The following is a 22,512-nucleotide window of genomic DNA, read 5'->3' on the forward strand; positions in this document are numbered from 1 at the left end:
AGTGATTTTTTGTGCTAATAGTGATGGTTCAAGGCTTTTTTCTCGTAAAGATTCGCCAATACACAATACAGCTTTTACACTAGAATTTTTGAAATCAATTTCATTTTTTTCTGCATAATCTAACATTTTCAATAAAAAAGACGGAACTGCAACTAAGTATTTAGGTTTGTATTTTAAGATAGAATCCCACTGTAACTGCGGAACTCCTGCACCTACACGAATTACTCCTGCACCCAATTTACGTAAGCCTAAAAAATAAGCCAAACCTGCCATAAAACGACGATCTATTGTTGTCATTAATTGTACAACATCGCCTTTTTGTACACCAATTCGCTGAAAAGAATTCAATTCATTATTCGCCAAACGTTCCAAATCTTTATCTGTCAAACCAAATGTTACAGGATCGCCTAAAGTACCCGAAGTTGTGGAATAATCTATAATTTCTGAAGGTTCTACGCACAAAAAATCTTGATTAAATTGTTGTAAATCATTTTTTGTAGTAAGCGGTAAACGTTTCAAATCTACTAATGTTTTTATTGATGTCCAATCAATGTTGTGTTCAGCAAACATACGTTTATAGAAAGTAGAATTTTTCATCAAATATGCAAGTTGTTCTTGCAATTTTTGATTCTGAAAGTCTTCTATTTCTTGCGCAGAAAGTTGTTCTAATTTACTGATTTGGATGTTTTTTGTAAACATTTTTTTAGATTTTTCTCTATTTTATTTCTATCCGGAATTGTTGTAATCTCTTTAGATAAAGCTAATTTATAATAATTTATTGCTTGTGAATAGTCTTTTTGTGTAAAATAATATTCTGCAACATTTGCATAAACCAACCAAAAATCAGGGTTTGTATTGATGTAATTTTCTAAAAACTCTTTTGTAATTGTTTCTTTTCTATCTATTTTATCTTCGATAAAATGTTTATCAATTCTGAATTTTTTATAATTTTTATAATCCTCAGTCGTTAAAAAAATATCTTTTTCAATTTTTAAACTATCTACATTAATTGTAAAATTTTGAATTGAATCATTAAATATTTTATTCAAATCATAAGCGGTAAACTCTCCCAATTGATATGGATTTGACGACACCCAAACTAATCGTTTATCTGGCTGAAAAACAACACCATGATGTGCCAAAAGTTGATTTAATGCTTTTTCGTTTCCGTAACCTAATTTTTCATTTTTAAGACCATTTGTATCTCGCAAAAGTTTGACCATTTCGGTAGGATTCAATTGTTTATCTTGTGCTAAATGTTCTTCTAATTTCTGAAAACGATAAACCGAATGACTTTCTTCTTTCTGTTTATTGTTTCTATTATCATTATTATATTCTTCGCTCTGAAAATGGTTAGTACAAACCAAATACGGTTGATTTTTTACTTGATAAACACCAAAATTTTTAGGCGAAATTTCGATTAATGCAACATTATGATCTTTACTACTTCCTACCATAATACTTTCTGAGACAAATACTTTTTTTGTTTTGGCAATTGCAATCGCTTCCTCTATTGTTGAGGCATGTTGTAGAATTTCTAATGCAACAAGAGATATTGGTGTTTTTGCTTTAAACGGAATCGAGGATTTTCCTGCGTTTATCGTTACTGTGAGTCCTTCCAAGTTCATACCAGAAGAAACGCCAATCATTCCAGCCCATGTAATTGACATGTAAGGATAACCGACTTTGGGTTTTACGAAAGAAATTATTTTATTCTTTGCGAAATCATCGTTTGCATAAAAGTCAAAATTACGCCCAATTAACAATCCGCCATCTTCTGATTTTTCATCCCAAACGGCTAAAGAAGAGCAACCAACAAGCATTAAATCGTGCATTGCGTGACCAATATCGTGTGCGCCGTGCAAAAATAAATTACGATTATACTTATCCATCAACGAATCATAACGGTTTGTTGCGGATTCGGAAAGTCCTAAAATTTCTGCTTTATGTTCGTTTGTAATATATTGATGTAAATCTCTGTTATAATACTTTAGAATTTTAAATAAAAACTTTTTTCGACGCTTAGAAGGAATATAATCATCAATCAGATTCATGAATGATTGCTCCTGAAACGCGTACAATTCTTTTGTTAAAACGCCTGTTTTCTGACCAATTTCTAACGGATCTCCAGAAACATATAATTCCCAATTTTGCGTTTTATTCTTTTTCAAAAAATTATCCGCAATATAAAATAAACTATCATTTACCTTATCTCTCGTATATTTTTGCGAATGATAAGTTGATAAGTCTGGACGATCTTTTAAACTTTTTTGAACACCACATGAAGTAAAAAGAATAAAAAGTAAAATGTAGAAGAGTTTATTCATGCTTTTCCTTTATTTCTTTGTTCACTTTATTCATCAAATATTCCGCGCCAAGAATTACACTACATGTAACAAAAGCGCCAACTGTAACGCCTAAAACACCATGAACACGGACATTTTGTCCTGTGAAAAATAAATTTTTGACTTTAGATCTTGATGAAATAAATGTCTTCATAGGATTGTTGCTATCTTTTAAATAACCATACATATTTCCTTTTTCAGAACCAATAAAATCTCGGTAAGATAATGGCGAAGAAGTATGAACAGATTGTATTTTATCTTTGAAATTTGGATATTTTTTCTCTAATTTATTGATGATTAATTGTGCTTTTCTCTCTTTGAATTCTTCGTAGGTTTCTCCCCTATTTCCATAATTTTCGTTCACATCAATATTATACGTATTTTCCCATTGCTCAACTTCTTCAAACTTCATATAAGTCATAATCGTCATTGCTTCCGAAAATGCTTTATTTTTCATATCCATTCCGAAAGTTGCAATATAAGTATTGGGCCAATCTTCCACCTCTTTCTCAAACGTATCCCAAACGTCATCAATCGAATTAAAATGATAAATATTATGATTGATATAAGGAAAGGTTTTTGGCTTGAAAACAATATAAACCGTAAACGTAGAAGGTGTAACTTCTAAACTTTTTATTCGACGAGAAAATGGTTTACCAAATTTACTTTCGCCCAACATCTCAATTGTTCTTTTTATATTAATGTTAGAAATAAATAAATCTCCAAAAAATTGTTCTCCATTTTTAGCCTGACAACCAATTAAATTTTCATGCTCATCTTGAATAAAAGTATCTATTTCTTGGTATTTATAAATTTCTCCATTGTATTTTTTCAACTCTTTAATCAACAATTTTGATATCTGACTTCCTCCATTTACACATCTCCAAGCTGAATGTATATAAGAGTTAACAGACAAAGCATGAATGTAAAGTGGAGTTTTTTCGGACTGACCAACATACAAAAAATTATTACCAACCAAAACAGCCTTTAATCGTTCATTTGTAAAAATAGAATCTATAAATTCTTTTGCATTTATTGACAATAGATTTTCTTCGTCCTCAAATGTTCCGATATTAAGATTGTACATAGGAAATTTGGTGCACAAATCCTCTAATTTATTACTGTATTTGATTAAATTTTCTCTTTCTTCTGGAAAAAAAACAGCTAATTGATCGACAAAATTTTGATATGTTTGCGCAATAGGATATTCAATTTCGTCATCATCAAAAGAAATAATATCAAAACCATCTTCGTCTAATTTCTGCAATTTTAGTTTGTCCGCAATGTTAAGATAATCAAAGTAATTGTACAGATTTTCTCCTTTATCTAAACCACCAACATAATGAACGCCCGTATCAAAAATAACTTTATCGCGGACAAAAGTTTGTAGGTTTCCTCCGTATTGATTGTTCTTCTCTAAAACGACTACTTTTTTACCTTCTTTTGCCAAAATAAGCGCAGAAACAAGTCCTCCCAAACCGCTACCTATAACGACTACATCGTATTTTTTGATTTGATTATTTTGTGTAGACAACATACCCATCAGTTTCAATTTGTTTGGTAAAAGAAGTTAAAAACGTTACATCAATTTTTCTATTTTTCAAGACTACAATTTTCTCAAAAAATTGAATTAATTCTTGGTCTTCATCATCAATTGTAGTAGAAATCAACAGAGTTTTTATATCGTCTATAACGTTAAGATTATGAATATACTTCAAATTTCTGGTTTTTGTAATATAATTTGTCGAAGCAATTTCTCTTTTTTCTTCATTTTTGACAAACGAAAATAATTGACGAGCAGCTTGTTGCATGACTAATAGAAAATCGATTTGTCCATAATCATTTCCATAATGAAGTATTTTTTCATTAATCGTAAAAGCTTCATTTAATTTATGATAAACGTTTTTATTCTGTTTAAAATCTTTTTTTACTTCAGTTATTATTTCATTTTCTTTGTAAAGAAAACTTAAAAATAATTTCTGTTTAAAGTAATTCTCATCTTCGTATTGATTTCTAATATTCTGGAAATCTTCTTTAAATTTTCGACTAATTTTCTTTGTTCTCTCCGAATAAGTTTTCCCGTAGGATTCATCATTCCAAGCAATTCGTTCACCAATAACCGAAAAAATATGTCCGTCATAAACATTGAAATCTCCTTTTGGAATAATTTCTGAATTTCCATGTATATAAATTGGTAAAATATCTAATTGTAATTTCTCTGAAAGATAAAAAGCACCTTTATGAAAACGAGTTACATTATTGTTGAGAGAACGCGTTCCTTCTGGAAAAATCATTAATGAAAAGTCTTTTCCTATACGTTCTTTTATCACATCAACATTGTCTTCAACACCACTAGAAACGGGATAAAAACCTGCCATTTTAACTGCTTTACCAAAAATTGGCGATTTATAAACCCAATCGTTCACCAAAAAAACGATATAAGGTGTACACATACCAATTGCCAAAGTGTCTAAAAATGATGTGTGATTTGCAATAATAATAGATTGTTTCGAGAAATCTTCGTGATACGGATTGATAACTTTTTTGATAACTGTTGGTTTTATATACAATACAGATTTCATAAAAAGTGCCATTCCATTACCAAATAATTTGTACTTATTTGTTTTAGAAATCGGTAAAATAATCATCAATAATCGTAATGTTACCGAAAACAAAATACCTCCTAATCCAAAATAAATGAAAAATAATACACTTTGAATTGTTAACCATAATGTAAGCGGACTTTTACCTTTTTGTGGACGATTTGCAATAAAAAATCGAAATAAAATTGGGTAAAAAATAAACGTTATAACCAAAGCAGCAATAACCCCAACAAGAGAAACAGAAGCAATGGATTTTAGCGCTGGATGTTTAGCAAAAATCAGTGCTCCAATGGCTAATACAGTTGTAATAACAGCTAATAAAATTGACGTACGGTATGTTGGCATTTCGTCTTTACCTGTCGTATATTCTTTCTGCAAAGCACTTGTCATAAAAATGCTAAAATCTACTCCGTGACCAAAAATAAGTGTACAAACAATACTACTAAAAATATTAAATTGTATACCAAAAAGTCCCATTAATCCAGCGGTTACTAAACCTGAAAGTGCAATTGGAATTGCGCTAATAATAACCAATTCTATTCTTCTGAAAAAGTACCATAAAATTAACAATACTGCTATAAAAGAATAATTAACTAAATTATTGAAATCATTGACTAAATTTTCCAGAAAATTTTCATTCAATTGTTTTCGATCAATAACTATTGTTTCATTATTTTGATATGTTTTAATAAAATTTTCTCGGTTTTCTTCTTTCAATTTTACCAATGTAGAAATGGTATAAAAACCATCTTTTTCGGATACAAATTCATTAAAAAGTGAAGGATTAAATGCTTTATAATCTTCTAACTTTAATACAGTATAGTTTTTATCAAAAATTGAAAAGAAATCATCATAAACAGAAGTTTTAAAACCATATTTTTTTCCTTCGCTTACAAATTGTTGTTTTACAAAATTGACTTTATCTTTTGTCCAGAAAGTATTCCAATTTTTTATTTTTTCTTGTTGAATATCCGTCGGTAAAACCAATGATTGAATGGAATTATAACTTAAAATATCCTGCTTATTTTCTGCCTTAGCCAATCGTTTAGTCAACGCTAAATTTTGTTTTAGAGCTTCATCTTGATTTGTCCCATAATTCACAACATATAACGCTTTTGAAATAGAATTAGAAGACGTTTCCAGCTTTTGTTCAGCAATTTTTTGATCTTGAGGAATATAATTTAACTTCGATAAATCTTGGTCAAAAGTTACTTTATTAAACGTAAAACAACTTACAGCAATCAAAATCAAGCAAATTCCAATCAAGAATTTATTGTTATGAAATGAGAAAAATGCTAATTTTTCTATAATTGATGAATTATTTTCTACTGAATTTGCTTTCGGATGATATAAATGAGGAATAATTAATAACGAAAAAATACCCGATACAACAACTGTTATTCCAGCAAAAATTCCTAAATCTCTTAACACATCAGACTTTACAAATAACAAGCACAAAAATGCAATAGCCGTACTTGTAGAGCTCATTATAAGCGGTTTTGTAATTTCTCTAAATAATATTTTAGAATTACTATTGTGCTTATAATGTGTCATAATATGCAACGAATAATCAATGGTTATTCCCAATAAAATAGCACCAATACTTAACGAAATTGCGGAAATTGTTCCTTGAATAAAATACAATGTTGCTAAAGCAAAGAAAAATCCAAAAACAGATGGAATAAAAATGATGATCGGAATATAAATTTTACGGTAAAAAACCATTAAAATAACCATTAACGTAATCATCGAAATCAATACTGTGGTTATAATATCTTGTTTTATTTGTTTTGCATTTGCAACTGCAATAAAGCTTGAACCGAAATATGAAAGTTCTGTTTTTCCTTTATAAATTGGGTTTAACTTATCTTTTATTCCATTCAAATCATCAACAAAATCTGCATTATGTTCTGTTTCGCTACCAGAAAATTTAGGATTAATAAAAAGAAATAATTTTGAATGATCTTTGGTTACAATAAATCCATTATAAACCTCAAAATCATCGGTTAAATTCCTTTCTTTCAACTTATTTAATGCCAGAAATGTAAATCCAAGCGGATCCTTCAACATAAATTCTTTTGAAACAATACCAGTTGGCGTAATTAAACTTTTGTAATTGCTCTCGACAATTTTCGAAATAGAATCTTTGTTTAATTTTTCGTCAAACTTTTTATACTCATTTTCTTCTAAAAAAAGTGGCAAATTCTGATGCACAAAATCAAATGTAGCAGCAAAATTATCTAAATCATAATATCCTTGTATATCGCTATAATACTTGTTATAAGGCTGAACGCTGTCTAAAAAATCAGACGCTAAAGCAGACATGTCGTCTATTGTCCCTCCCTTTTTTTTCTCTATAATTACAGCAATTTTATCAGTAAATTTTAATTGAGAAATAACTTTGGTAACTGCTGTATTTTTTTCATTTTTTGGGATAATTCGAGTAATATCTTCATCAAATTTTAATCGATTTGCAAAAAAGATACAAACCAATAAAAAACATACAAAACCAATTGTACTTAATAATTTGTTTTGTTGAATGAATAAAAATATTTTGTAAAAAAACTTATGCATTTTTTACTGTTTTTTGACTAAAAAAAGAGAGTATAAAATAACTAATAACTCCGCTCAAAATACTACAAAATGTAGCAAAAGCGAAGCTTCCAATTACATATCGCACTAAATTTTTCTTGATAATTTGGAATGAAATTACATCAAAATCAAACTCCATTTTGTCTTGTAGTATAAAACTTCCTGTCAATAACGATAAATAGATAATTATCGGAATCATTGGCGGAATACTTACATTGGAAAAAAAGAAACTAATTACTTTATTTAAACGAAACATTGAAGCTAAAAATATGGCTAAAAAAGTCTGGAAACCCCATAAAGGAGCTATTCCCAGAAAAACGCCCAACGAAATAGACAAGGCTTTTACTTTGTTAGAATCATTACTACCTAAAATGTCTTCTTTAAAAAAAGTTTTGATGTTTTTTTTTTTGAAACTGAACAAAAAATTTCGTGGTTTGATATAAAAAATGGTCAAAAAGACCAAAAAAGTATTCAGAATACTAATTCGAGTAAAGTCCTTAAATGGTCTAAAATGAGAAACTCTTTCATTAGGATCGTACAAAATATCAATCGGAATATTGACGACATTAATTCCTTTCCAAGCCGAACGAACAATCACTTCTATCTCAAATTCAAACTTATTTGTCCAAAATTTATTTGGCAAAAAATTCAACGGATACAAGCGATAACCAGATTGTGTATCATCAAGTTTAATTCCTGTTTCAAACCAAAACCAAAAGTTAGAAAACTTGTTCCCAAAACTACTTTTTTTCGGAATTCCATCTTGTTCCATTTGTCGACTCCCAATCAATAAAACAGGCTGATTTTCTTCTAATTTCATTACAAAATTAGGAATATCATGCGGAAAATGTTGACCATCAGAATCTATTGTAATTGCAAAATCATAACCCGATTCTTTCGCTTTTCTAAAACCTACTTGCAACGCATTTCCTTTTCCTTTATTTATCGGAATTGTAACAACAGAAATTTGCTTTTCATAGCTTTCTAAAATCGCTAATGTCGTGTCTGTAGATCCATCATTTATGACAAAAACATGATTTGTATACGCCAAAACTCCATCAATAACACGACGCAAAGTTTTGTCATTATTATAAGTGGGAATTAAAACACAGATTTTAAATTCATCAATTTTATGTCTAATAATTGAGGATTCCATTCAAATTATTTGATTTTTTTGAGTTGTTGTGGCGTGAATGTTTTGTACTTATTCGCATAAGATTTAACCAAATTCTGAACTTCTTTTGACGAAGATTGATAATTCTCTACAATAAAATTTTTATCTTGTTCTATATTTTGATTGTATTTGATGAATTTTGGAATATTTTCTTGAATAATTAAGCGAATTAAGCGATTTTCAACATCTTTTGCATCATTTTTTACAGCATCATTTATCAAATTTGCACCATCTGTAAAATATTTTTTCTTTGTAGCTTTATCTTTTACAAATCTTGCTTTCATTATTTTAGAAGCACCTTTGTAAGCAATAATAGTTTGATTATCACCAGAATAATCATTTAATTTATTGTATAAAACATCAATATTTTTACTTGATTTTGAAGCATTTTCAAAATCAGTTCTTAATTCAGATAAAGTTAATCCAAAGAAAAATGTAATCGAAAATAGAAGTGATAGAAAGACTTTCATTATTCTAAAATTTTAAAAACAGCACTAAATTTTAATGCATTTGTCGATTCAAAAAAGGAAGAATTTTTAACTTTCACTTCTTCCCCATTATTCATAATATTCAAATTCAGATCTAAAACAGAATGAGTAAAAGGATTAATAATTGCCATAAATTTAACATTAGAAACCTTAGACAAATACAATTTTTGAGAGATAAACAATTCCGTTAACTCTTTTATTATCTGAATCATACAAACTCCTGGCATAATTGGATTATTTGGAAAATGTCCATCAAAAATCTCATGTTTCGGATTTAATTCTATTTGAATATTAAAATTAAAGTCGTCAATCGTTTCAGATTTTTTTATACTATAAAGGTTAGGAATAAGCATTTGCAATTGTTTTGATTAACAAAGATAATCTAAAATTTACTATTAAAAACGTTAGTTGAAGTTACTCTAACTCTGTATTTACCTTAATTAATTCGATTGATAAATTAAAATGATTATGTTTTATCAAAATATTTTTCGGAAAATCGGTTTTATCAACTTCAAATTGATTCATCGTCTTTATTTTATTCTTCTTTAAATGAATTAGTTCTGTAAAAAAAAATGATTTATTCTTAGGATAAACTAAACTAATATTTTCAGATTTCAAAATCAAATTATCTTTAGTAATATAGTGTTGATTAACTTCAAAATCATTTTGAAAAATAGTTTGTAAATCTTCTGCAAGTGTCTTTACAACTACTTTCTTATTCAAATCTGGCATTGCATAATGTAACGTATATTCATTATTGAAAATAGATAAATCAAAAAGCGTATTTCCAAAATCTGAAATCATTACAGCACGATGAGTTGTTTTATCTATCTTTTTTACAACAAAATTACCTTTCATTTCTTTTTTCATAAAAGTAATTTTGAATCTATACGCATACTCTTTATTGACTTTATTAAAGTAAGGATTAGAAATAACTTGATTCAATCGTTTTTCTTGCTGAATATCAGAAACTTTATAAGTTGTACCACAAGAACAAAAAATAAATAAACTAAGGAGTAAAAACCGATGCATTTATAGTTTTATTTAAAGATTTATTGGTAAATAAAATTTTTGTATAATCATTAGATGGCTCAATCATCTTAACCTCTGTAACCGTAGATTGCCCTGTATAAAAGGTTAATTGAATCTCTTTGATGTATTTTTTTATATCCTTTAACTTAGGTTGTAATTTAGCAATACGAGATTTATCTGTTTTTGCATACGTAATATCAAAATCACTTGTATTGAAAAGATTTCCGCTTACACTTCCAACTATCAGCTGGTTTAGCTTTTCAAATTTTTTATTTCCTTGTAGATCTACACTTGTTTTTTTACCTTCATCATTTATGTAGATTTTACCATTGTTGAAAATCACATTATAATCTATTGGTTGCGTATAATTCCATCGCATTGCTTTCGGATTCTGAAGATACAATTTGCCTTTTGAGATAATAGGTTTTTCTAAAAAACTCATCACTTTATATTGTGTAAAATCAGCCATCAAAGTCTCTATATTCTTTGAATCTGAAATAATATCTTTTTTAAATTTTTCTATTTCTATATTACTCATTTTACTTTCTTGCGCAGAAATTTTCATCACAAAAAGTGCAAAAAAGAATACTATTTTAATTTTCATAAACATCAATTTTCAAAAGTTCGTCCAATAGAACAACTTTATAATTTTCTTTCTGTAAAAATACAAATAATTGCTCTAAAACATTCGCCGTTTTATCCGAAGTATCATGCATCAAAACAATACAACCTGGTTTTATTTTGCTCGAAATTCTATCAAAAAGCTTTTGCTCATCATCTATTATTGTATCTAATGACCGTAAACTCCAACCAATTACATCATGTTTTGTTTGTGAAATAGCATCGGCTATATGTGGATTTGTGATACCAAAAGGCGGTCGAAATAATTTTGGTTTAAGGTTAATTGTATCAAAAATTATTTCATTTGTAGAACTTATTTCTTCAACTATTTTTTGTGAAGAATAAAAGCCATTTTTAGAGGAATGATGAAACGTATGGTTTCCTATAATATGCCCTAAATTAGATGTATTTCTAAGTATTTCTGGATACTTTTCTATCTGCTTACCTATACAAAAAAAAGTAGCTTTAGCATGATTTTTTTCTAAAATATCCAATATTCGAGGAGTAAATTCCGTTGGACCGTCATCAAAAGTTAACGAAATAATCTTTTGTTGACTATTTTTTTGTTGATGAAAAGCTTTCAGAAAATAATTTAATCTTATCTCAAAAACTCCAAAAATTGTCAATGTTATCCAAACAAAAAATGGAATTATTAACGCGAAAAAACTGAATTCAAATTGCCAACAAAAAATTAGTAAAAAGACTAAAAATAATAGACAAACAAAATTTACAATTCTAAATTTCATATAGATTGAAGTAGCGTAAAACTTAAATCTCTTCCTTTATAACCATTGATTAACAGTAGATTTCTTAATTCATCTGGTTGATTTTGATTTGCTAAAAATGCTTTTGGAAAAGTTTCATTTTTAAGAATCTCACAACCTAAAGTCAATCCAAATGCTGAAGAAGTTCCAAACTCGCCAATAAAATCTTTGTATGTAAAAATTGTAATTGAAGAATTAATTTCATTAATCATTTGTAAATCATCTATTCCAGAAATTATCGCGTCAATTTCGGATAAATTAATATTATTCAACTGAATAAATTTTAAAATTTCAGAAAATAAATTTTCTTTATCGTACTCATTCTGAATACTTACATCAATTATTTTCGCATAAGATGTTATTGATTTTTTATCTGAAATTGCAAAAAAATGCGCACCTTCACTGTATCTTTTTCCTTGATTAGTTTCAGATTTTATCTCGCCAATCAATTGTTGTAATTGATACGTTCTTTCTCCTATTTCATCAATTCCACCAATCAAAACATTTGATGATTCTTCACTTTTAATCTGAAGGAAACCGTCTAATAAAGCATTCTCAAAAGAATTAAACCCATTGGTATAAGTGAAATTATACGCTTTACAATTAAGATGTAATGCAATTTGCGAACCTACCGTATTGTGTGTTGATTGTATAAAAGCTGTTGGCGTCAAAAATTCTTCATTATTCTGAATAATATTTGTCAAAAACTTTTCAGAATCAACTAAACACCCCAAAGCAGTTCCAGTAATAATTGCATCTAAAGTGTCAATCTCCGCTTCATCTAATGCTTTTTTGGCTGTATAAATTCCCATTTTAACACCCGAAGCCATTCGTCTGCTCATAGCTGGAGAAATAATTTCTTTGAGTGATGGGGATTTCGCTTTGGTAATATTTTCTGTCAAAACTGAAACTTCATCAGAAATATTATCTATAAATTGTGCATTTACAACACCTAAACCGTTTACAAATACTTCTCTCATTATTTTGAAAAAATTAAAGTTGAACAATTTCCTCCGAAACCAAACGAATTTGATAAAACATATTGAATATCTTTCTTTTCTAAAGTAGTTGTCGGAAAGATATTCAACTCTTCAATCGGTAATTGAAAATTTAAGTTCGGATATATCACATTATTTTGTAAACTTAACAGACTAAAAACCGCTTCAACTCCTGCAGCAGCAGCTAAAGTGTGTCCCGTAAAAGGCTTTGTAGAACTAAATTTTGGTAAATCATTTTCATAAATACGTAACAGAGCTCTACCTTCTGTTAAATCATTATTATTAGTCGCTGTTCCATGAACATTGATATAATCAATTTTTTCAGGATCAATCTCTCCAATATCAAAAGCTTTTTTCATTGCTAAATACGCTCCTTCCCCATTTTCAGAGGAAGCCGTTTGATGAAAAGCATCATTTGCATTTCCATATCCAGCCAAATGTCCAATCACTTTTTTATTTGTTTTTTGAACCATTTCATCTGATTCCAAAACCAAATAAGCAGCGGCTTCACCAAGATTTAAACCTTTTCTATTAAGATCAAATGGTTGATTAAATTCATCCGACAAAATCATCAAACTTTTGAAACCATTAATTGTAAATTTCGACAAAGCGTCCGTTCCACCAACAATGACACGATCCAATTTTCCTGATTTTATCAACCGAGCACCATACATAATTGCATTTGCAGCGGAAGAACATGCAGTACTAATTGTAGAAACAAAACCTTGTAATCCTATTTCTTGAGCGATTTGTTGTGAAGATGTACCCGAATCGTGCGTTGAAATATATTTCTGCTTTTCGGGTAAATCTTCATAATTCAAAAAATATTTTTCTGTAATATCCATTCCTCCAACACTTGTTGAAGAAATCAATCCAGTTCTGAATTCATTTACATTTGTAATTTGTGCATCATTCAATGCTTCTTTCACCGCGACAAGTCCCAACATCGCTGTACGAGTGAAATTATTATCTGATGATAGATTTAAAAAAGTTGCTAATTCCTCATTAGTTTGTTTAATTTCACCCACAAAAATTTGATCTTTATGTATAGATTCAAAATTTTGTAAACGTGATAAACCATGTTTTTGATGAAGTAGTGATTGCAAATTTTCTTCGACATTATAACCTATTGCCGAAATAATTCCCATCCCTGTTATTGCAACTTTTTTGTCCATTATTTTGTTCTATTTTTCTCGATATAATCTGCCATTACTTCAACCGACTGAAAAATTGTTTTTCCTTCTTTTGGATCCGTAATTTTGATACCATATTCTTTGTCCAACAAAACAATCAACTCCAAAGCATCAATAGAATCTAATCCCAATCCGTCTCCAAAAAGAGTATCATTATCCTTGATATCCTCCACAGTTACATCTTCTAAATTTAAGATTTCGATAATTTTTACTTTTAATTCAGTAATTAAATTTTCCATAGTATTTTTTATTGTTAAGTAATATTGTTTTTAATCTATTAAAATCATTTTTGCTTCATAATTCCCTTGTAAATAATCTACCCAAGCTACGACAACTTTATTTGCTCGATGCGAATCTATCAAATAATGAGCGTACTTTTTCAACTGATTTTCATTAAAATTATTCGCTATAAAAAAAGCATTTTCTGTTTTCAAATGATGGCGAATACTCACTTCTCCCAAACAAATATTTGCCAAAGTATAGACGAAAACTGCTGGGCTAGGAAAAATTTCATTTTCAGATTGAATACTTTCTGCATGTTTAAGATCAGAATCTAAGCTCGAATTTTTATTTGCAAAAACTAAAGCAATATTTTGATTTTCGGTTAATGTATTTTCATTTTTCAACAAAATTTCAGCAGCTAAAAAAGCCAATTTACTTTGTTGATCCATTTTGTAAAATTTAGGATAATTGATATTTAAAAACTTAAAACAGTTCTTCGAAAAAGTATTAAAATCAGTTGATTTCTCTTCAAAAAACAAGATGTCATTCAACCAAATTTGCTCATTTTTAATTACAACTTCAGTCATTTTCAACCTTTTTAAGAATGATTACTGCGTTACTTCCGCCAAAACCAGAAGATGTTTTTAGAATATAATTAATCTCTTTATTTAAATTTTCTTTGGTAATGTTTTGCTCAACAGAAGTCCCTAATTCAGTATAATTTAAACTTTTCAAAACTAAATTTTCTTGCGCTTGTTTCATTGCCAAAACCAATTCTAATAAACCTGAAGCACCTAATGTATGCCCAAAATAAGCTTTTAAACTATTCGTCGGAATATTTTGCATTTCTAAACGATTAAAGGCTATTGTTTCCATTTCATCATTGTACAAAGTAGCTGTACCATGTGCAGAAATATAATCAATCTTATTCGAAGTAATATCCGATTCTTTTAGTGCATTTTCTATGCTCGAAACCAAACCTTCGCCAGTACGTGAAGGACCAGAAATATGATTCGCATCATTGATTGTCGCTTCACCTACTATTTGAAAAGAATTATTCGTTTTTTCTTTAGAAATATAAACACAAGCCGCTGCTTCACCTAAATTAACACCTTTTCTGTCTTTATCAAATGGTTTACATTGGTCAAAATCCATTGCTTGAAATGAATTAAAACCAGTTAAAACAAAATCAGTTAATTCGTCTAAGGCCAAAACATAAACGTCATCAAAAAAATCCATTTCTATAAAACGTTTCGCAATATTTACTGCTAACACGCCAGAAACACATGCATTACTGACTACAATTGGTTCAGTTTCAAAATCAAAATAATCTGCTATTTTTTGTGCAAATAAAGGAATTGATGCTTCCTCTAAAGAATTAGAAATTTGATTAATATTTCCTTTTGTTGTTGATAAAACAAAACCAGTTCTTGAATCAATTTTAGATTTATCAACAATCTGAAATAGAGAATATATTCCAATTAGTTCTAATCGAGTATATTTCTCATTATTAATTATTTGATTTTTAATATTTCGGAAAATATTTTCATCTATTTGTCCTGCATAAAAATTCTTAAGATGTCCAAAAGATTCTATTTTTGAGACAGCTGAATTTCCTAAAACCAATTGTTCCCAATTTGTTTCAACAGAAAACCCAAAAGGAGTTAAAATATTTGATCGATTAATATAAACTTTTTCCATTATAATAAACCGATTTTTTGTTTCCATTCTACAAAAAACGGAGGAAATGTCAACATTAATTCTCCTTCATTATCCAAAAAAACTTGAATCGTTTCTCCAGTACAAACTAACTTATTATCTTGATTAAAAATCTTAAACTTAAATATCATTTTTGCAGCCAAAGTATCTTCATAAGTCGTTTCAATTCGACAAACATCTCCATATTTTAGTGGAAACTTATGCTCACAAACAGATTTAATAATTGGTGTTACAAAGCCATTTTTTTGAATATCTAAATAACTAATTCCAAAATGACGTCCAAAAGCCTCTCTTCCATCTTCAAAATAAGTAATATAATTACCATGCCACACAATTCCCAGCGAATCAACTTCGTTAAAACGAACCGAAAAACTAGAATTATGGATCAAAGTTTTACTCTTCTCTTCTGAATTTATCATAATATATTGCGGCAATAGAAGTAATAATATAAAACAAAGTTAATAAAATAATATTGGGTAAAATTTGCACGAAAGACTGATTTCTTAAAATTAGGCTATAATAACCGTCCAAAGCCCAGTTCATCGGTGAAATTTTAGAGAAATGTTGCATAAAATCTGACATTGCAAAAACAGGAATCCATACTCCGCCAATTGCCGCCAAAATAACGACAAATGTTGCACCAAAAGGAGCTGATTGTTCTTGTGTTTTTGCAATTGTACCAATCAATAATCCTAATCCGATTGCGGCTAATGCGGCAAAAATAGTTAATCCAAAAATTGGAATTAGAATTCCTTCAGTACTAAAACCTGGTAAATCTATCAGAGGAAAAATGAATTTTGCAACTCCTAAAATCATTAGAAATTGAAATAAACTAATAATTAAATATGTGATTGTTTTCCCTAAAATCTGTACAGAATAAGGCATAGGACTTACTAACAAACGAACGTGCGTACCTAAATTTTTCTCTTTTACAATATTGATAGATAGAGGAACAATGATAAAAAATATAGCGAACAATGTCCATGCTGGTACATTGTGTTGCGTAACATTTGGCTTGAGTGTTGTTGTACTTGTTTGTGGAACAATTTCTTTGAAATTGATAAATTTATCGTTCTGAAAAGCTGAATCATCCTCACTTCCCATCTCTTTTTGGAAAGCTGTGTAGATACTTTTATTTTCTGTTTCTGTAATTAATTTATCCAGAATATTAAGGACATTTTGCTTGAACGCAATAGAAGTCGCTGGATCAAAATATAACTTTATCGTCTTATTTTCTACCGCTTTGTTGTACTGAATTTGCGAACTATCAATAGAAAATTGATTTAAAATTTCTTCAACATTTTGATTGATTTTATAATTTAAATCTTTTGATAAATTCTTTGGAATAACAATTCCTACTTGATAATTTCCTTTAAAAACTTCCGATTGTAATTGTGATTCTGTAATATTTTTATGATTAATTTCTGAAACAATTTTTAGATTTCCAGAAGAAGAAACATGTTTCTTAATCACAGAAGAAATACTGTCTTGATCGTTATCTATAAATAAAATTGGAATGCTTGTGTCTGAAAAAGAATCGTAGGTACTTTTCTGAATTTTAGTTACTGTGACAACCAAAATCAAAGGCATAATAAATAATATAATTAATCCGCCAATATCGCGACTTAACAATAAAATTTCCTTTTTTATACAAGCTAAAAGTTGTGTAAACATTATGATATTTTAGTTAATGAAACAAAAACTTCTTCTAAACTGTGTGCATTATACTGTTTTACCAACTTTTTTGGTTCTTCTGTTATAATTGCTTTTCCGTTATTCATAATCGTTACGCAAGTACAAAAATCCTCTGCTTCCGCCATGTGATGCGACGTATAAACAATTGTCATACCTTGTTGATTAAGCTCTTTTAAATAGTCTAATAAAATCAATTTTGACTGAATATCAACGCCAACAGTTGGTTCATCAAGAAATAAAATCTCGGGTTGATGTAAAATTCCTGCTAACAAATTTATTCGGCGTTTCATTCCTCCCGAAAAAGATTCTATTTTTTTATCTAAAAACTTCAACATTCCTATTTTTTCAGTCAATGAATTAATTTTTTCAGTCAATTCTTTGGTTGGAACTTTATATATTTTTCCAAAAAATTCTAAATTTTCTCTTGCTGTCAATGTTGGATAAAGTGCATATTCTTGCGGAACAATTCCGATAATTTTCTTAATTTGATTGAGATCTGAATTTTGATTAAATCCTTGAATGACAATTTTGCCAGATGTTGGCTCTATTAATCCAGATAAAATTGACATCAAAGTCGTTTTACCAGCGCCATTAATACCAAGTAAACCATGAATTTCATTTTGTTTGATCTCTAAATTGAAATCTTCTAATGCAAAAACATCGGAATTTTTATATTTTTTATATAATTTATTAATCTCAATCATTAAATAATTTTTCTCAAACGTTTAAAAAAAGATTCCTCTAAATCTGCAAGTTCTAATAATTGATTAGAAATAACATTATAAATATCTTGTGTATTACTACGTTTTTTATAGACACGTGAAGCATTTACAGCAAAATCTCTCCATTTATCACCAATTTCAGAAATTTCTATGGCAAAATCATTCAATTCTGGACGATTTAATTTAACTGAAGATTCTTGTAAAAATGCGGCATATATGTAGCGAAAACCTCCGCCTCCAGTTCCTATTTCTTCTTGCATACGAACCATTTGCGCTAAAAAATAATTGGTTTTTGCATTCCCAATTTTAGCTGGCCATTTTTTAATTCTTTTCGCAACCATTCTAATTCCACGAACACCAACAATTGGCACTGGCGCCAACATATCTCGACATGTTTTTTTGATTGCTTGCTTTATTGCTTTTTCAAAATTTAACTCTTCTGGAATAGATTCTGGATAATATAAATGTCCTTTTGGCGCTAAAACTCCTTTAGAAAAACGAACTTTTTCCAGTTCACTTTCTGTTAAAACAGTGGTCTTTTCCATGACAGGATCACTAATCAAATACGAATCATTTTCTTTGCCATAAACGACCAAATTATGCCCATTAAAATGAAATTTATATTCTTCTGGAAAATAAGTCAAATTATAAACTCCAACTTGTAAACCACACGGACGATTTGCCAAAAGTTGCTGATCCAAAAACTCTTGTGCAGATTTTGATGAACGAAATTTATGTCTTTTAACTTTAATTCCAAGATTTTTTGCTGCACGATTAAAAATCATTCCTGGCATTGGACGATAACTAATTGCTGGCGCATGATTGACTTTCAGGAAAGGTAAAAAGACAAAAAATAAACCCGAACCAAGACCAAAAATCATTGGTTCAGAAATATCAATTCCTTTATTTTTTAATAGATTAGAAGCAACACCGTTTTCGCAATGTGCGGATTGGAAATGTTTAAAATCAGTACTAATTTTTTCCATCAAAATGTTTTAATTCTTCTACCGAAATCTCAAAAGCTTCGGCATATTTTTTTAAGGTTGATTCTTTTAATTTTTTAAAAACGTTTGGTTTTGCGTGACGTTTGATGAAAAATTTCCAAATTCCGACGTAATTCGATAAAATTTCTAAATCCATTCGCTTCAATTCCATAAAATATAAAATTGGACTTATTTCTCCATTTTCAACTTTTTTTCTTGCCGCTTCTGTTCTTTCTTCTAACACTTTTAATGTCTCAGATTGTACAATATTTTTAGCTTCCCAACCTGTGCTTAATGTTTTAGAAAACTCTCCTTCTTCATTTATTGCGTAATAAACTTCATTGTAATTATCTTTACTTAAATGACCTTTATCTTGTGGAACTTCGGATTGTTTCATTTTTTGTGATTTTGTAACATTAAATTCATTGTAGAAGTCGCAAAAACTTCTTCATCAATCATCACTTTTGACTCCATCAAACTAATTGTAAATTCATCATAATCAAAAACTTCTAACAAAGTTGCTTTTGTCGTAATTGTTTGATTAATCTTTGGCAAACGTAGAATTTCAGCAGATTTTATTGTGCTAATAAATCCTATAACATCGCCTTTGTGCAAATCAGAAAAATTAATAAAATAATTTTGTCCTATAATTGTAGAACAAACTTGTGCCATATTCTCCAACAGACCAATTTCAGTAAAATATTCATCTTGAATAAATAATTGATTTGGCTTAATTGTAAATAATGCTTCAACATAAGTTTTTTCTATCCAAGTTATCGTGTCTACAAACAGCATTGGTCTACGATGTGGAAGAAATTGTTGAATATCAATTTGCTGATTTACCTTCATATATTATGTTTCTGCAATAACCGTTTTCATTTCTCCTTTCGCAATTACCTCATCTTCTATTTTTGCCTCAATATGAACCAATGTTACGCCCATTACTTCATGCAAAATATCCACTTTTGTACGTAATTTTTCGCCAACTTTTGGTAGTCGAAAAATCTCAATTGTTTTCATCGAACCAATGTAACCTGTCGGCGCTTCCTTTTGATTGATGTAATATTGATAACCTGTATACAAAGCCACAGTTTGCGCCATGTGCTCTAAAATTCCAGGTTCTTTAAATTCATTATTTTGAACAAAAATCGATTCTTTTTTTATCGATAAACCGCCAACAATTCTATTTTCTTCGTATTCAAAAATAGCATCAACCATAATAATTGGTTCGCGTTGTGGAATTAATTTTTTGATAAAATCGTAATCAATAATTGGTAATTGTATGTTATTCATTTTAAACAACTGTTAAGTACGCGTACGAATACGAAAAGCGTCCACTTTCGGGAACACAAAGCATAATTCTGTCGCCTTTTTTTAAATTTCCTTGATTGAAAAGTTCTTCGACCATCAAAAATATTGAGGCTGAACCTACATTTCCAACTTTAGACAAATTCATAAACCATTTTTCCAACGGAACATGAATTCCTTTTTTACTAAATTCGTCGAACAAGCCTTGTACAAAGAAATTTGAAGAAACATGTGGCAAAAGATAATCAATTTGATCTGATGAAAGTTGATGTTTATCCATTGCAGATTTCATACTTTCTACACCTTTTATCAAAATATTATCATTCAAGATTTTTACATCTTGTTTTAATGAAAATACAGATTGTTTTAACCATTCTGCAGAAGAATAATCGCTCCAAGGTTTCATTTCTCCATTCTCTAATTTATCTCCACCCGCATACATACACGTCTCCAATTGATGTGCGTACGAATACGATTCCATCCATTCTATTTTCAGAGAAAGTTGATCTTCATTTGGCGAATCTTGTAATAAAAAAGCTGCGGCTCCATCTGACAACATCCAACGCAAAAAATCTTTACGAAATGCGATGATTGGTTGTTCTTCAAGATCTTTTAAATTTTCGATTTCATTCTCAAATTTTTCTGCTTTCATCCAAGTCGAAACACGTTCTGATCCTGTACAAACTGCATTTTTAGAATTACCTGACTTTACAGAAAGGTATCCATATTTTAACGCATTCATTCCGGAATTACATACGCCAGATGACGAATTTAACTCGACCGAATTATTATTTTGCAACAAACCATGAACCATTGCTGCGTGTGATGGCAACAACAAATCTGGTGTGGAAGTTCCACATGACAAAACCTCGATTTGATTGGTAGTAAAATCGTTATTCAATAAATTTAGAATCGCATTTTTTGTTAATTCAGCATTGCTGTGTGTTACAATTCCTGCTTTATTAAGCGCATAAAAACGCGTTTTAATTCCGTTATTTCTTAAAACTATTCTTCTCGCTTTTGAAGGAATTTGATTAATAATTCCTAAAAAATCTTCCATTTCGTCGTTATCAACAGGTTGATTTGGCAAAAACTTAGAAGCTCTCGTTATATAAACATTCTGCATAATTATTCTATTCCTTGGTAATATTTGACCTGTTTTTTATATTTAAAATAATTAAACGGGTAAAATACAATATATAACAAATTTACTATTGGCGATAAAAACCAAATAGCAAAAATCAAATAATAATAAAAAAACTTTAAAAACTTACGTCGTTGCTCTCCTTGTTTTGGATGAATTAATTTTGACCAAATTCTAAACATTCGGTTTCCTTTTGTATCCACCGAAACCAGAAAAGGTCTTACCCGAACAGCTCCATTATCGACAAGATTTTGTTGTAAATCTGTGTAATTATTATTTTGAATTGAAGATAGAATAATTTCTCCAAATCTACTACTATCTTCTATCGTTTTTTGACTAATTCCTGGCAAAGGCAACAAATTGAACATTCGTTTTTTAACTCCCGAAAACATCCAGTTTACAATTGTAAGAGCGCTTATCAAATTTGTTGTATGATCAACTAAAGCTATATTACCAACAAGTTTGGCTTGATTATTTTTCAATAATTGTTTCACTTTTTCTTGTGCCAAAAACCACATATTTCGCGTTCCGCTAATTGTAATAACTTTAGAATTCTCTAATAATTGTTTGGCTTGTTCATTTTTTAGAAATGAATTAATCGGAATTGATGGCGATAAAAACCAAACTTGATAATACAATAAGATTAAATCGTATTTTTTATTAAGAATATCTTCAGGAATTGGTTTAATTTTCTTCGGATTTTGAAGAAAACTATCTGGAAAAGCATCAAAAAAGGAATAAAAATCCCATGGAAAAGGAAATTCTTCTTCCATTTCTATTTTATATGTAGAAATCTGAATATCTTGACTTTGCAAAAGTGCTAAAGTCGTTTTATCAACAATTTCTTTTAACTGACCTGACTGGGTATAGTAAACAACAAGTACATTGTTCATTGATTAATTTAAGTTT

The 22,512-nt window shown here is 29.2% G+C and carries 24 protein-coding genes; all 24 read right to left on the reverse strand.

The genetic code is table 11. The features are described 5' to 3' along the window. A partial coding sequence (locus RSC72_RS07625; RefSeq protein ID WP_442879428.1) for a phenylacetate--CoA ligase family protein occupies positions 1–699 on the reverse strand: 699 nt, incomplete at its 3' end. Next, positions 666–2,327, reverse strand: a complete 1,662-nt coding sequence (locus RSC72_RS07630) for a C45 family peptidase (protein WP_332544636.1) — start codon at positions 2,325–2,327, stop codon at positions 666–668. The genes RSC72_RS07630 and RSC72_RS07625, both read right to left, overlap by 34 nt. Continuing rightward, the gene (locus RSC72_RS07635) at positions 2,320–3,888 is read right to left on the reverse strand and encodes a phytoene desaturase family protein (RefSeq protein WP_442879136.1); all 1,569 of its coding nucleotides are present in this window, start codon (positions 3,886–3,888) and stop codon (positions 2,320–2,322) included. The genes RSC72_RS07630 and RSC72_RS07635 overlap by 8 nt, the downstream gene beginning before the upstream one ends. After that, the gene (locus RSC72_RS07640) at positions 3,863–7,522 is read right to left on the reverse strand and encodes a 1-acyl-sn-glycerol-3-phosphate acyltransferase (protein ID WP_332578466.1); all 3,660 of its coding nucleotides are present in this window, start codon (positions 7,520–7,522) and stop codon (positions 3,863–3,865) included. The genes RSC72_RS07635 and RSC72_RS07640 overlap by 26 nt, the downstream gene beginning before the upstream one ends. Continuing rightward, on the reverse strand, positions 7,515–8,696 hold the full coding sequence (locus RSC72_RS07645) for a DUF2062 domain-containing protein (RefSeq protein ID WP_332544643.1): 1,182 nt from the start codon (positions 8,694–8,696) through the stop codon (positions 7,515–7,517). Before RSC72_RS07645 ends, RSC72_RS07640 begins: the two co-directional genes overlap by 8 nt. Positions 8,697–8,701: 5 nt before the next feature. After that, positions 8,702–9,184 carry a hypothetical protein gene (locus RSC72_RS07650; protein WP_332544644.1) on the reverse strand — a complete coding sequence of 161 codons (483 nt, stop codon included), beginning with the start codon at positions 9,182–9,184 and terminating at the stop codon, positions 8,702–8,704. Then, the gene (locus tag RSC72_RS07655; protein WP_332544646.1) at positions 9,184–9,555 is read right to left on the reverse strand and encodes a 3-hydroxyacyl-ACP dehydratase; all 372 of its coding nucleotides are present in this window, start codon (positions 9,553–9,555) and stop codon (positions 9,184–9,186) included. The genes RSC72_RS07650 and RSC72_RS07655 overlap by 1 nt, the downstream gene beginning before the upstream one ends. Positions 9,556–9,616: 61 nt before the next feature. Continuing rightward, entirely contained in the window at positions 9,617–10,234 is a 618-nt protein-coding gene (locus RSC72_RS07660) for a hypothetical protein (protein ID WP_332544647.1), read from the reverse strand. After that, on the reverse strand, positions 10,212–10,838 hold the full coding sequence (locus tag RSC72_RS07665; RefSeq protein ID WP_332544649.1) for a LolA family protein: 627 nt from the start codon (positions 10,836–10,838) through the stop codon (positions 10,212–10,214). Before RSC72_RS07665 ends, RSC72_RS07660 begins: the two co-directional genes overlap by 23 nt. Further along, complete coding sequence (locus RSC72_RS07670) at positions 10,828–11,481, reverse strand: polysaccharide deacetylase family protein (RefSeq protein ID WP_332544651.1); 654 nt, start codon at positions 11,479–11,481, stop codon at positions 10,828–10,830. Before RSC72_RS07670 ends, RSC72_RS07665 begins: the two co-directional genes overlap by 11 nt. Positions 11,482–11,597: 116 nt before the next feature. Next, positions 11,598–12,599, reverse strand: coding sequence for a beta-ketoacyl synthase chain length factor (locus RSC72_RS07675; protein ID WP_332544653.1), 1,002 nt, complete (start codon positions 12,597–12,599; stop codon positions 11,598–11,600). Continuing rightward, a complete protein-coding gene (locus tag RSC72_RS07680) occupies positions 12,599–13,792 on the reverse strand; it encodes a beta-ketoacyl-[acyl-carrier-protein] synthase family protein (protein WP_332544654.1) in 1,194 nt (397 codons plus the stop codon). The genes RSC72_RS07675 and RSC72_RS07680 overlap by 1 nt, the downstream gene beginning before the upstream one ends. Beyond that, positions 13,792–14,049: a phosphopantetheine-binding protein gene (locus RSC72_RS07685; RefSeq protein ID WP_332544656.1), complete on the reverse strand. Its 258-nt coding sequence runs from the start codon at positions 14,047–14,049 to the stop codon at positions 13,792–13,794. Before RSC72_RS07685 ends, RSC72_RS07680 begins: the two co-directional genes overlap by 1 nt. A 30-nt stretch (positions 14,050–14,079) precedes the next feature. Further along, on the reverse strand, positions 14,080–14,619 hold the full coding sequence (locus RSC72_RS07690; RefSeq protein WP_332544658.1) for a 3-oxoacyl-ACP synthase: 540 nt from the start codon (positions 14,617–14,619) through the stop codon (positions 14,080–14,082). Continuing rightward, positions 14,612–15,733: a beta-ketoacyl-[acyl-carrier-protein] synthase family protein gene (locus tag RSC72_RS07695; protein WP_332566001.1), complete on the reverse strand. Its 1,122-nt coding sequence runs from the start codon at positions 15,731–15,733 to the stop codon at positions 14,612–14,614. The genes RSC72_RS07690 and RSC72_RS07695 overlap by 8 nt, the downstream gene beginning before the upstream one ends. Then, complete coding sequence (locus RSC72_RS07700) at positions 15,733–16,170, reverse strand: acyl-CoA thioesterase (protein WP_332544662.1); 438 nt, start codon at positions 16,168–16,170, stop codon at positions 15,733–15,735. Before RSC72_RS07700 ends, RSC72_RS07695 begins: the two co-directional genes overlap by 1 nt. After that, positions 16,145–17,425: an ABC transporter permease gene (locus RSC72_RS07705; protein WP_332544663.1), complete on the reverse strand. Its 1,281-nt coding sequence runs from the start codon at positions 17,423–17,425 to the stop codon at positions 16,145–16,147. Before RSC72_RS07705 ends, RSC72_RS07700 begins: the two co-directional genes overlap by 26 nt. Beyond that, positions 17,425–18,150, reverse strand: a complete 726-nt coding sequence (locus RSC72_RS07710; protein ID WP_332544665.1) for an ABC transporter ATP-binding protein — start codon at positions 18,148–18,150, stop codon at positions 17,425–17,427. The genes RSC72_RS07705 and RSC72_RS07710 overlap by 1 nt, the downstream gene beginning before the upstream one ends. Continuing rightward, positions 18,150–19,145 (reverse strand): BtrH N-terminal domain-containing protein, encoded by a 996-nt coding sequence (locus RSC72_RS07715; RefSeq protein ID WP_332544684.1) that lies wholly within the window; start codon positions 19,143–19,145, stop codon positions 18,150–18,152. The genes RSC72_RS07710 and RSC72_RS07715 overlap by 1 nt, the downstream gene beginning before the upstream one ends. Next, on the reverse strand, positions 19,141–19,548 hold the full coding sequence (locus tag RSC72_RS07720) for a hypothetical protein (RefSeq protein WP_332544667.1): 408 nt from the start codon (positions 19,546–19,548) through the stop codon (positions 19,141–19,143). Before RSC72_RS07720 ends, RSC72_RS07715 begins: the two co-directional genes overlap by 5 nt. Then, entirely contained in the window at positions 19,545–20,000 is a 456-nt protein-coding gene (locus RSC72_RS07725) for a hypothetical protein (RefSeq protein ID WP_332544669.1), read from the reverse strand. The genes RSC72_RS07720 and RSC72_RS07725 overlap by 4 nt, the downstream gene beginning before the upstream one ends. A gap of 3 nt (positions 20,001–20,003) precedes the next feature. Then, positions 20,004–20,444 carry a hypothetical protein gene (locus RSC72_RS07730; protein WP_332544671.1) on the reverse strand — a complete coding sequence of 147 codons (441 nt, stop codon included), beginning with the start codon at positions 20,442–20,444 and terminating at the stop codon, positions 20,004–20,006. A gap of 1 nt (position 20,445) precedes the next feature. Continuing rightward, positions 20,446–21,585, reverse strand: a complete 1,140-nt coding sequence (locus RSC72_RS07735; RefSeq protein ID WP_332544673.1) for a beta-ketoacyl-ACP synthase III — start codon at positions 21,583–21,585, stop codon at positions 20,446–20,448. Between the two features lie 2 nt (positions 21,586–21,587). Next, positions 21,588–22,496 (reverse strand): dialkylrecorsinol condensing enzyme DarA, encoded by a 909-nt coding sequence (locus RSC72_RS07740; protein ID WP_332544675.1) that lies wholly within the window; start codon positions 22,494–22,496, stop codon positions 21,588–21,590. Positions 22,497–22,512 lie beyond the last annotated feature (16 nt).

Source organism: Algoriella sp. (assembly GCF_036647415.1).
Taxonomy (GTDB): domain Bacteria; phylum Bacteroidota; class Bacteroidia; order Flavobacteriales; family Weeksellaceae; genus Empedobacter.

What these genes read in the sequence shown, in the direction of transcription:
- RSC72_RS07630 (WP_332544636.1), bottom strand. Translation starts at nt 2,327, where the DNA reads ATGAATAAACTCTTCTACATTTTACTTTTTATTCTTTTTACTTCATGT.
- RSC72_RS07635 (WP_442879136.1), bottom strand. Translation starts at nt 3,888, where the DNA reads ATGGGTATGTTGTCTACACAAAATAATCAAATCAAAAAATACGATGTA.
- RSC72_RS07640 (WP_332578466.1), bottom strand. Translation starts at nt 7,522, where the DNA reads ATGCATAAGTTTTTTTACAAAATATTTTTATTCATTCAACAAAACAAA.
- RSC72_RS07645 (WP_332544643.1), bottom strand. Translation starts at nt 8,696, where the DNA reads ATGGAATCCTCAATTATTAGACATAAAATTGATGAATTTAAAATCTGT.
- RSC72_RS07650 (WP_332544644.1), bottom strand. Translation starts at nt 9,184, where the DNA reads ATGAAAGTCTTTCTATCACTTCTATTTTCGATTACATTTTTCTTTGGA.
- RSC72_RS07655 (WP_332544646.1), bottom strand. Translation starts at nt 9,555, where the DNA reads ATGCTTATTCCTAACCTTTATAGTATAAAAAAATCTGAAACGATTGAC.
- RSC72_RS07660 (WP_332544647.1), bottom strand. Translation starts at nt 10,234, where the DNA reads ATGCATCGGTTTTTACTCCTTAGTTTATTTATTTTTTGTTCTTGTGGT.
- RSC72_RS07665 (WP_332544649.1), bottom strand. Translation starts at nt 10,838, where the DNA reads ATGAAAATTAAAATAGTATTCTTTTTTGCACTTTTTGTGATGAAAATT.
- RSC72_RS07675 (WP_332544653.1), bottom strand. Translation starts at nt 12,599, where the DNA reads ATGAGAGAAGTATTTGTAAACGGTTTAGGTGTTGTAAATGCACAATTT.
- RSC72_RS07680 (WP_332544654.1), bottom strand. Translation starts at nt 13,792, where the DNA reads ATGGACAAAAAAGTTGCAATAACAGGGATGGGAATTATTTCGGCAATA.
- RSC72_RS07685 (WP_332544656.1), bottom strand. Translation starts at nt 14,049, where the DNA reads ATGGAAAATTTAATTACTGAATTAAAAGTAAAAATTATCGAAATCTTA.
- RSC72_RS07690 (WP_332544658.1), bottom strand. Translation starts at nt 14,619, where the DNA reads ATGACTGAAGTTGTAATTAAAAATGAGCAAATTTGGTTGAATGACATC.
- RSC72_RS07695 (WP_332566001.1), bottom strand. Translation starts at nt 15,733, where the DNA reads ATGGAAAAAGTTTATATTAATCGATCAAATATTTTAACTCCTTTTGGG.
- RSC72_RS07700 (WP_332544662.1), bottom strand. Translation starts at nt 16,170, where the DNA reads ATGATAAATTCAGAAGAGAAGAGTAAAACTTTGATCCATAATTCTAGT.
- RSC72_RS07705 (WP_332544663.1), bottom strand. Translation starts at nt 17,425, where the DNA reads ATGTTTACACAACTTTTAGCTTGTATAAAAAAGGAAATTTTATTGTTA.
- RSC72_RS07710 (WP_332544665.1), bottom strand. Translation starts at nt 18,150, where the DNA reads ATGATTGAGATTAATAAATTATATAAAAAATATAAAAATTCCGATGTT.
- RSC72_RS07720 (WP_332544667.1), bottom strand. Translation starts at nt 19,548, where the DNA reads ATGAAACAATCCGAAGTTCCACAAGATAAAGGTCATTTAAGTAAAGAT.
- RSC72_RS07725 (WP_332544669.1), bottom strand. Translation starts at nt 20,000, where the DNA reads ATGAAGGTAAATCAGCAAATTGATATTCAACAATTTCTTCCACATCGT.
- RSC72_RS07730 (WP_332544671.1), bottom strand. Translation starts at nt 20,444, where the DNA reads ATGAATAACATACAATTACCAATTATTGATTACGATTTTATCAAAAAA.
- RSC72_RS07735 (WP_332544673.1), bottom strand. Translation starts at nt 21,585, where the DNA reads ATGCAGAATGTTTATATAACGAGAGCTTCTAAGTTTTTGCCAAATCAA.
- RSC72_RS07740 (WP_332544675.1), bottom strand. Translation starts at nt 22,496, where the DNA reads ATGAACAATGTACTTGTTGTTTACTATACCCAGTCAGGTCAGTTAAAA.